This is a genomic window from Polaromonas sp. P1_E1_2 (assembly GCF_056406035.1).
The window spans coordinates 1-8819 of record NZ_JBFUAZ010000119.1; the positions used below are offsets into that span (position 1 = coordinate 1).

Sequence of the window (8819 nt, forward strand, 5' to 3'; positions counted from 1 at the left end):
TTCGTGTAATGCGCGAGGCCTTGCAGGCCGCGGCTCGCGAGACGCTTCGCCTCTGTCGCCCGTCCAAGCCTGCGCAGGCAGGCTTGGAGCCGCGGGCTCCAGCCCCTCGGGGGCCGCTGTGCCTGCGGCCCGGCAAAGCCGGTTCCGCGGCCCCTGCTTGCACCACAACTTCGGCCACGCATTCGACCGAAAGGGATCATGAGCACCAGACCTCTCAGTGGCCTCTTCATCAGCTTCGAAGGCATAGACGGCGCCGGCAAGTCCACGCACATTGCCGGCCTGGCCGATGCCTTCAAGGCCGAGGGCAGGGCGGTGACGCTGACACGCGAACCGGGTGGTACGCCGCTGGCCGAAAAACTGCGTGCCATGGTGTTGAACGACGCCATGGAACCGCTGACAGAGGCGCTGCTGATCTTTGCCGCGCGGCGTGACCACATCGTCAATGTGATTGCGCCGGCGCTGCTGCGCGGTGACGTGGTGCTGTGCGACCGTTTTACCGACGCAACCTTTGCCTACCAGGGCGCAGGGCGCGGTTTTGACCTGAAGCTGCTCTCAACCCTGGAGCGTTGGGTGCAATCCGACGAAGGGCTGCTGGGCGACCCCGCSGGCAAYTCWCCCATGAAGCCCGAGGTGGAAACCGTGATCGAGCCGCATTTGACGGTGTGGTTTGACCTGGCGCCTGAAGAAGCGGCCCGGCGGCTGACCGGCGCGCGCCTGCCCGACAAATTCGAGGCTCAGCCGGTGGCGTTTTTCCGCCGCGTGGCGCAAGGCTACGCGGACCGGCAGAAAAATCACCCCGAACGTTTCGCCCGCATTGACGCATCGAAAAGCCGCGACGAAGTCTGGCAGGCCGTGCAGCAGGTGTTTATCGCCAAAGGCTGGTTGTCATGAGCGTTCTGGATACTTTGCCGGCGACGGCCGAATCCAGCAATCCGCGCCTGGCGCCGTGGCTCCAGGCGCAACTTGAAAGCCTGCTGGCCCAGCGCGGCCATGCGTGGCTCCTGAGCGGGCCCTCGGGTCTGGGGCAGTTTGAACTGGCGCTGGCGCTGGCGCGGGCCTGGCTTTGCGAAGAAGCAACGCCGCAGGGTGCCTGCGGACACTGCGGCAGTTGCCACGCGGTAGATGTACACACGCATGCGGACCTTTGCATGCTGATGCCCGAAACCCTGTCGCTGGCGCTCGGCTGGCCGCTCGACGAAAAGACGCAGGACGACCTGGACAGCAAGAAACGCAAGCCCAGCAAGGAAATCAAGGTCGATGCGGCGCGCGAAGCCGTGTCTTTCACCCAGTTCACACGGTCACGCGGCACCACCAAGGTGGTGCTGGTGTTCCCGGCCGAGCGCATGAACAACGTCACGGCCAACACCCTGCTCAAGACACTCGAAGAGCCTCCAGGAGCCGTCAAGTTCGTCCTGGCCACCGAGGCAGCGCACCAGTTGCTGCCCACCATCCGGAGCCGGTGCCTGGGCCACACCATGGTCTGGCCGGACTTCAGCCAGGCACTGGGCTGGCTCCAGCAGGAAATCACCCTGGCAGGTGACAGCGCCGGTAACACCAAAAAAGCCGCGGCAGCGCCAAAAGCCGCCGAATTGCAAACCTTGCTGGTGGCCGCGGGCGGGCGACCCGCCGACGCGCTGAGCTGGGCACAGAGCAATCCGCCCGCGGAAGCCGCCCAACATTGGCAGGCCCTGCCCAAARCCATGGCGCGCGGCGACGTGAGCGCGCTGTCGGACTGGGCGCCAGCGCAGGCTGTGGATGCACTGCAAAAGCTTTGCCACGACGTACTGGCGGTGCGCATGGGCGCTGCGCCCCGGTTTTTTCACGCGGGCGACCTTCCGGCGGCCCTTCCCGCTGCGGCCGGCAAGACGGGTGGCGGGCTTTACGCCCTCGCAAGCTGGTCCAAAGAGCTGGCGGCCATTGCCCGCACGGTGGAACACCCCTACAACCCGGGCCTGATGCTTGAATCGCTGGTAAGCCGGGCCCGCACAGCGCTGAATGCGAAATAAACCCAAACCGTTTCTTTTATGCTGCAATTGCAGACGCCTTCGCAGGCAAACCGATAAACTAGCGCCATGAGCACACCACCGCCCGCCAGTTCGGCCGCCACCGCCCGCCCCAGCGTTGTCCAGCTGGCCATCAAGGAAAAAGCAGCGCTTTATGCCGCCTACATTCCCTTGTTCACGGAAGGCGGCGTTTTCATTCCGACTGCACGCGACTACAAGCTGGGCGACGACGTCTACGTCCTGCTGACGCTTCCCGAAGATACGCAGCGCTATCCGGTGGCCGGCAAAGTGGCCTGGGTCACACCCGCAAGGGCGGCCGGCAACCGCACGCAAGGCGTCGGCGTCCGGTTCCCGTCGGACGATAAATCCCGTCTCCTGAAGATCAAGATTGAAGAAATCCTCGGCGCCCACTTGGCGTCCGACCGCCCCACACAGACCATTTAGGCCCTGCTGGCCACGGCCGGCCACATCGGCAAGCGCCGTGGTTGCTATGGTATTTATAGCTGCTTGCGCAAGACCAATAAGGCTTGCAGCCTTTTTTGATACCTAACTTTGTACCGCGATGTTCACTGACTCCCATTGCCATTTGAGCTTTCCGGAGCTTCAGGCCCAATTGCCGCAAATCCGCCAGGCCATGCAGGCCGCCCAGGTTGACCGGGCGCTGTGCATCTGCACTACCCTGGAAGAGTTCGAAACTGTTCATGGATTGGCCACGGCCTACGACAATTTCTGGGCAACCGTCGGCGTGCATCCCGACAACGAAGATGTCCGGGAGCCCAGCCTGGACGACCTGCTGACACGCGCCAGCCTGCCCAAAGTGGTCGGCATTGGCGAGACCGGGCTCGACTATTACCGGCTGGGTGACCGGACCGTAGCGGACATGGAATGGCAGAGGGAGCGGTTTCGCGTGCACATCCGGGCAGCTCGCCAGACCGGCAAGCCCCTGGTGATTCATACCCGCAGTGCTTCCGACGACACCATCGCCTTGTTGAAGGAGGAGGGCGGTAGCGCTGGAGAAGCGGGCCGCGCCACTGGAGTTTTTCACTGCTTTACCGAAACCCAGGCGGTGGCTCGCGCTGCGCTTGACCTCGGGTTTTACATCTCTTTTTCCGGCATCCTGACCTTCAAGAACGCGGCGGATTTGCGGGAGGTGGCCCGATTTGTCCCCCTGGACCGCATGCTGATTGAGACCGACAGCCCCTACCTCGCACCCATGCCGTACCGCGGGAAAACCAATAATCCTTCGTATGTTCCCCTGGTGGCCAAGCAGATCGCGGAGCTCACCCAACAACCCATCCAGGCCATTGCAGAGGCCACAAGCCGCAATTTCGAGCAGCTTTTCAGCGGGGTTAAAGCATGAAAAATAACCTCATAAATTACTTTAAGAAAGCAATTATTGCCGTTGTTTTTTATGGGATTTCTTCGGCAAATGCAGGGTCGTACGATGATTTTTTCATCGCCGTCAAGCGTGACGATCCCCGCACTATTCAGGCACTGCTGCAGCGGGGTTTTGATCCCAACACACCTGACCCAAAAGGCGAGCGTGGGCTCTTTCTCGCGCTGAAGGAGCCATCGCTCAGAGTAGCGCAGGTATTGGTTGACTGGCCCAAGACCGACGTCAACACCCTCAACGACAAGGGCGAAAGCGCGCTCATGCTGGCTGCCCTCAAGAACCATCAGGCTCTGGCTGAGAAGCTGGTCAAACAGGGCGCCGACGTCAACAAGACCGGCTGGACGCCGCTGCATTACGCCGCCAGCGGCGGGCACCTGGGCATCATCAGCCTGCTGCTGGAAAATAGCGCCTATATTGATGCCGAGTCTCCCAACGGCACCACGCCGCTGATGATGGCCGCCATGTATGGCACCACGGAAGCAGTGCGTCTTCTCCTGGAGGAGGGCGCCGACCCGCAACTCAAAAACCAGCTGGGTTTGACAGCCTTGCAGTTTGCCGAGCAAGGCAACCGGCCTGACGCCGCAGCAGCGATCGTTGCAGCCATTCGCGCAAAAAGGCCTGCCGGAACCTGGTGAGTCGACCTGCCTGACACCAGATTTGATCTCAAGAGAGGTAGGGGAAAGTTGTGGTCCGATGTGGCGGCGCCGTCCGACTTGACGCAACCCACATAAGACATATGCTTTAAGCCACGTCTCTGATCCGGAGCGTGCAGGAGAAACTCATGACCTCTTTGAAATGCGCAATGGCGCTGTCCTTAACGGCCTTGGCCGCGCCAGCCATGGCGTGCTACACCGTTTATAACCCCAGCAACCAGATCCTTTATTCCGGTGAGGCGCCGCCCATAGACATGAGCTACCAGATCCACGAAAAGCTGCCCGCCGTCTTTCCCAGTGGCCATCTGATTTTTGACACGAGCAACAATTGCCCATCGATAGACGTACGCCGTGCCGTACCGCAACTCACTAATGTCGCGCTTGTATCGGCCGCACCCGCTCCCAGGCAAGCACGTCAGATGACGCGCGCCCAGCGCGAACGCGCGCTCGATTCCCAGACGAAATGAGCACGAGCAGTACGCCGCTTTAGTTTGAAGCAGGCTACGCAGCGAACTGCTGAAAAACATCACCCATTGAGGCGTGCGGTGCGCTTCACTTCGCAGGCCTCATGTGATCGGCGAGGCAAAGATACCTTTGCGGCACCCGTAATGTTCTACGATATGTATTATGTTAAGTAATAAATATGAGCGATCAGAGTGGTAGCCGCCTTTGGCTAAGCACGCTTTTCGCCCCATCCCTCTTCGACTTGCCTATCTAGCTATTGTTCGCCCATAGCCTTTGTTTCCACTCGCGACTGACTCACCATCGCCAGGAGTGAATCGATGTCTGCGGGTTTCACCACATGATGGTCAAAACCCGCTTGTTGGGAGCGCAACCGGCTTTCGGCTTCGCCGTAGCCGGTCAAGGCAATCAGCAGCGTTGTTTTCGATTCCGGGCGGCTGCGCAGCTGGCGAGCAACTTCAAAACCGTCCAGGCCGGGCAAACCGATGTCGAGGATGACCACGTCCGGCACGAATTCCTGGGCGATATTGAGCGCTGACGCGCCATCATTCGCGATCCTCACGTTAAAACCTTCCAGTTCCAGCAACACTTGCAGCGTTTCTGCGGAAGCGGATAAATCGTCGACGACAAGGATTTTCCGGGGAACAGTGGCCGCCGGTTTGGCGGCCGCCGGCGCAGCCGCCACAGGAAGACCGACATCGTTGTCTGAAATCCTCGCCGGAAAATAAAGGGATATCCGGCTTCCCATGCCTTTGCCTTCGCTATAAGCCTCTACTTTGCCGTTGTGCAACTCGACCAAATGCTTGACCAGYGTCAAGCCGATACCCAGGCCGCCTTGCGCGCGGTCCAGAGCCTGATCGCCCTGGGCAAAGAGGTCGAATACATGCGGCAGGAATTCGGGCTCAATGCCCTGGCCGTTGTCTGATACGAACAGGGTGACGCCCTCCTCCTGCAGCGAAGCGTTCAGCTCGATCTTTCCATGCTGATCCGTGAACTTGGAGGCATTGTTCAGCAGGTTGGAAAGTACTTGCGACAAGCGCACCAAATCGCCCTGGAGCACCACGGCTTCAGCTGGAAGACGGACAGTCAATTCCTGATTCCTGGCTGCCAGCAGCGGGCTGCTGGCCTCCACTGCATGCTCGCACAATGTCGAGAGCAGGACCGGCTCCATGTGAACCGTCACCTTGCCCCTGACGATCCGCGAGACGTCCAGAAGATCATCGATCATTCGTGACATGTGATCGACCTGCCGTGCAATGACATCACGCGCCCATGCAACTTTCGGGTTGACCACATGGGAACTGTGAATGATGTGCACTGCGTTCCTGATCGGAGCCAGCGGATTCCTGAGCTCGTGCGCCAGCATGGCAAGGAACTCGTTCTTGCGGCGATCCGCTTCCTGAACCAGCGTATAGAGTCTGGCGTTTTCCATTGCAATAGAGGCACGGCCCACCACCTCGCTGAGCAGGGCGGCGTCCGCCTGCGCAAAACCGCCGGCCTTGCCGAACAGGATGAGTGCGCCCAGCATCTGCTCACGCGCGACCAGCGGACAAATAGCCATCTCCTCATGGTCCGCCGGCAGCTCCGGCCAGGCAGGCTGCGGGGCTGCCGCGGAGGCCGTCGACGCCGCGCACAATTCCGTTGCGGGCAGAAACGCTATCTTCCGCGAGAGCATGGCGCTGCGGACCGTCGCCGCCATGGAGGCGCTCAACTCGCGATGGCATTCGAGTACGACAGGGCCCGCGGAGGGATCCGGGCCACCCGCAATCTTGAGGCAGCGACAGTGCAGTTCGCCATGGCTGTCCAGCAAGGCGACGGCCGCCATGGCGCCAAGGTCCGGTACGGCGATATCCGCCAGCGCTTGGGCAGTGGCATCGATATTAAGGGACATGGACAGGCGTTGGCTGGCATCCGACAGGAAGGCGGCGCGCCGCGTGGCATCCTCTGCAGCGGTGCGTGCCGCCTCGGACCGCGCCAGCGCCTCGCGCTCGACGGCCTGTTGCTGAAGCTGCCGGTTCATGCGGTGCAGGTCGACGAAAACCTTGACCTTGGAGCGCAACACCCCAGGCACGACGGGCGACGAGATGTAGTCCACCGCGCCCAGCGCGTAACCCTTGGCGGCCTGTTCCTCGTCCACATAGGCCGTGATGAAAACAATGGGCGTTTGCGCTGTCTTCTTGTACTGCCGGATCATGCTGGCGGTCTCCAGCCCGTCGAGGTCGGGCATGTTGACGTCCAGCAGGATGACCGCAAACTCCATCTGCAGGATGAGGCGCAGAGCCTCCCGGCCCGAGCGGGCGCTGACGATGTTTTGCCCCAGTTCTTCCAGGATGCTGTTCATGACAACATGCTTCTCCGGCAGGTCGTCGACGATCAGGATGTTGACCAGGTCCGGATTCAGCATGTTTGCCGGCTCCTGCGGCATGAGGACGGCACTCACCGGGGCAACCAGGCACGCAGCACGGCCAGCAGGTTTTCCGTATTGACGGGCTTGGAGAGGTAGTCCCAGGCGCCGGCCTCTATGCATTTCTCGCGGTCTCCCTTCATGGCTTTGGYCGTGACCGCGATCATGGGCAAGGTCTTGCCGGCCGGCAGCTTGCGAATCTCCTGCATGGTGACCAGCCCGTCCATCACCGGCATCATGATGTCCATCAGTACCACGCTGAGCTGCGGATCGGAGGCAACTTTGGCAATGGCGTCGTGGCCGTTGTCAGCCCAGACGATGTCCATGCCCTCCCCCTCCAGCACGGTGGCCAGAGCGAAGATATTGCGCATGTCATCGTCGACGATCAGTACCCTTTTTCCCGCGAGTGACTTGTTGGCATCGTGGAAGTTTCGCAAGGTGCTGCGCTGCCTGTCCGTCATGCGCGCCTCGCTTACATGCAGGGCATGCAGGGCCAGGTCTATCACCCGGGGGACAGACCTGGCTTCGCGGAAAAAATAGCCGTCGTGTGACTGCCAAGCAGGCTGAAGCTGCGCATCGATCATGCCTTCACGCCAGACCACCATCTGCAGCGGCCCGAGCACCGAGGTTGCGGGCGAGGCATTTCGCAAGCGGTCGAACCCGTTCGCCAGTGACGCCTCATCAATCACGGCGCATTCGAAGCGAGCGAAGTCCTCGGGTTTGACGTCCGCCAGTGACGGCACCGCGAGGCACTGAACATGGCTGCCGCCCAGCAGGCCGGTGACCTCGGCACGCAACGCTTCGTCCATCAGGGCAACAACCACGTGCCGCACCGGGCGCGACACATAACGGTGCAGCTGATCCAGCATTTCGTCGAGAACTTCCTTGGCTGGAATCGGTTTCTCGATGAATGCCATGGCGCCGGATCGATAGGCGCGCTCCTTGGAATCGTCGGTGGATATCACGCAAACCGGAATGTGCCTGACGCTGAAGTCCTGCTTGATGCGCTCGAGCACGCGCCAGCCCTCCATGTCGGGAAGATGCATGTCCAGCGTGATGGCCGAAGGCTTGAACTCGGCGGCAAGCGTGAGGGCGCGGGCCCCCAGCGACGTCACCAGGCCCTTGAACCCCTTGGCCCTTGCGGCATCAAGCAAAAAGCTGGCAAAGGCCAGGTCGTTCTCCACAATCAGGAGCACAAAGTCGCCAGGCTGGATGGTGTGCCGGTCATCCGCAGCCTCATTGGCCGCAGAGTGCGTGTCCAGAGACAGAACGGAATCATCGAAGGCGACTTCCATCTTCTCGAAACCCAGGCGGCTGATCGGCGCGGCCGGCTCGAAGCGCTGCTCGGCGCTGCTGCCCTGTTTGCGCGCTACGCGCGTCGAAGCGTAGACCAGCGGCAGGTAGAGCACAAAGCTGCTGCCTTCTCCCGGCGCGCTGGACAGGCGTATTTCGCCGCCCAGCAGGCGCGAGAGTTCGCGACTGATGGCCAAACCCAGACCGGTACCGCCGTACTTGCGGCTGGTACTGCCGTCAGCCTGCTGGAAGGCTTCAAAGATGATCTGCTGCTTGTCGGCGGAAATACCGATACCTGTGTCAGTGACGGAAAACGCCAGCACCTGCTGCGCGCGGTTGAGTTCCTCGTTGTCCGGACTCCAGCCGGTAAAGGCTTCTTCTATCGCCAGGGCCACATGACCCTGGTGCGTAAATTTGAAGGCGTTCGACAACAGGTTTTTGAGAATTTGCTGCAGGCGCTTGACGTCGGTCACCATGGAAACCGGCAACTGCAGCCCGGTAGTGATCAGGAAATCCACATTCTTGGCTTCGGCCACATGGCGGAAAGTGCGCTCGACGTACATCTGCAGATCGGACAGCCGCAGCTCGTTCACGTCCACCACCACCGTGCC

General features: G+C 61.2%; 8 protein-coding genes. 6 read left to right on the plus strand and 2 right to left on the minus strand.

Features of this window, described 5'->3' with window-relative positions; genetic code table 11:
• The first annotated feature begins 198 nt into the window (after positions 1-198).
• From tmk to AC1D1P_RS08235, 6 genes are all read left to right on the plus strand, one after another.
• The gene (gene tmk, locus AC1D1P_RS08210; protein WP_477672642.1) at positions 199-891 is read left to right on the plus strand and encodes a dTMP kinase; all 693 of its coding nucleotides are present in this window, start codon (positions 199-201) and stop codon (positions 889-891) included.
• Positions 888-2006 carry a DNA polymerase III subunit delta' gene (locus AC1D1P_RS08215; RefSeq protein WP_477672643.1) on the plus strand — a complete coding sequence of 373 codons (1119 nt, stop codon included), beginning with the start codon at positions 888-890 and terminating at the stop codon, positions 2004-2006. Before tmk ends, AC1D1P_RS08215 begins: the two co-directional genes overlap by 4 nt.
• 66 nt (positions 2007-2072) lie before the next feature.
• The gene (locus AC1D1P_RS08220) at positions 2073-2447 is read left to right on the plus strand and encodes a PilZ domain-containing protein (RefSeq protein ID WP_457280895.1); all 375 of its coding nucleotides are present in this window, start codon (positions 2073-2075) and stop codon (positions 2445-2447) included.
• A 118-nt stretch (positions 2448-2565) separates the two neighbouring features.
• On the plus strand, positions 2566-3363 hold the full coding sequence (locus AC1D1P_RS08225) for a TatD family hydrolase (RefSeq protein ID WP_457280896.1): 798 nt from the start codon (positions 2566-2568) through the stop codon (positions 3361-3363).
• A complete protein-coding gene (locus tag AC1D1P_RS08230) occupies positions 3360-4031 on the plus strand; it encodes an ankyrin repeat domain-containing protein (RefSeq protein ID WP_477672644.1) in 672 nt (223 codons plus the stop codon). The genes AC1D1P_RS08225 and AC1D1P_RS08230 overlap by 4 nt, the downstream gene beginning before the upstream one ends.
• Before the next feature lie 146 nt (positions 4032-4177).
• Entirely contained in the window at positions 4178-4516 is a 339-nt protein-coding gene (locus AC1D1P_RS08235) for a hypothetical protein (RefSeq protein ID WP_457280898.1), read from the plus strand.
• Positions 4517-4767: 251 nt separating this feature from the next.
• Here AC1D1P_RS08235 and AC1D1P_RS08240 read toward each other — a convergent pair whose 3' ends face one another.
• Positions 4768-6915: a response regulator gene (locus AC1D1P_RS08240; protein ID WP_477672645.1), complete on the minus strand. Its 2148-nt coding sequence runs from the start codon at positions 6913-6915 to the stop codon at positions 4768-4770.
• A gap of 32 nt (positions 6916-6947) precedes the next feature.
• On the minus strand, positions 6948-8819 hold a 1872-nt coding region (locus AC1D1P_RS08245; protein ID WP_477672646.1), incomplete at its 5' end, for an ATP-binding response regulator.

Bases quoted from the DNA above. Each gene is read 5' to 3' on its own strand.
- AC1D1P_RS08220 (WP_457280895.1), top strand. From the start codon at position 2,073: ATGAGCACACCACCGCCCGCCAGTTCGGCCGCCACCGCCCGCCCCAGC.
- AC1D1P_RS08225 (WP_457280896.1), top strand. From the start codon at position 2,566: ATGTTCACTGACTCCCATTGCCATTTGAGCTTTCCGGAGCTTCAGGCC.
- AC1D1P_RS08230 (WP_477672644.1), top strand. From the start codon at position 3,360: ATGAAAAATAACCTCATAAATTACTTTAAGAAAGCAATTATTGCCGTT.
- AC1D1P_RS08235 (WP_457280898.1), top strand. From the start codon at position 4,178: ATGACCTCTTTGAAATGCGCAATGGCGCTGTCCTTAACGGCCTTGGCC.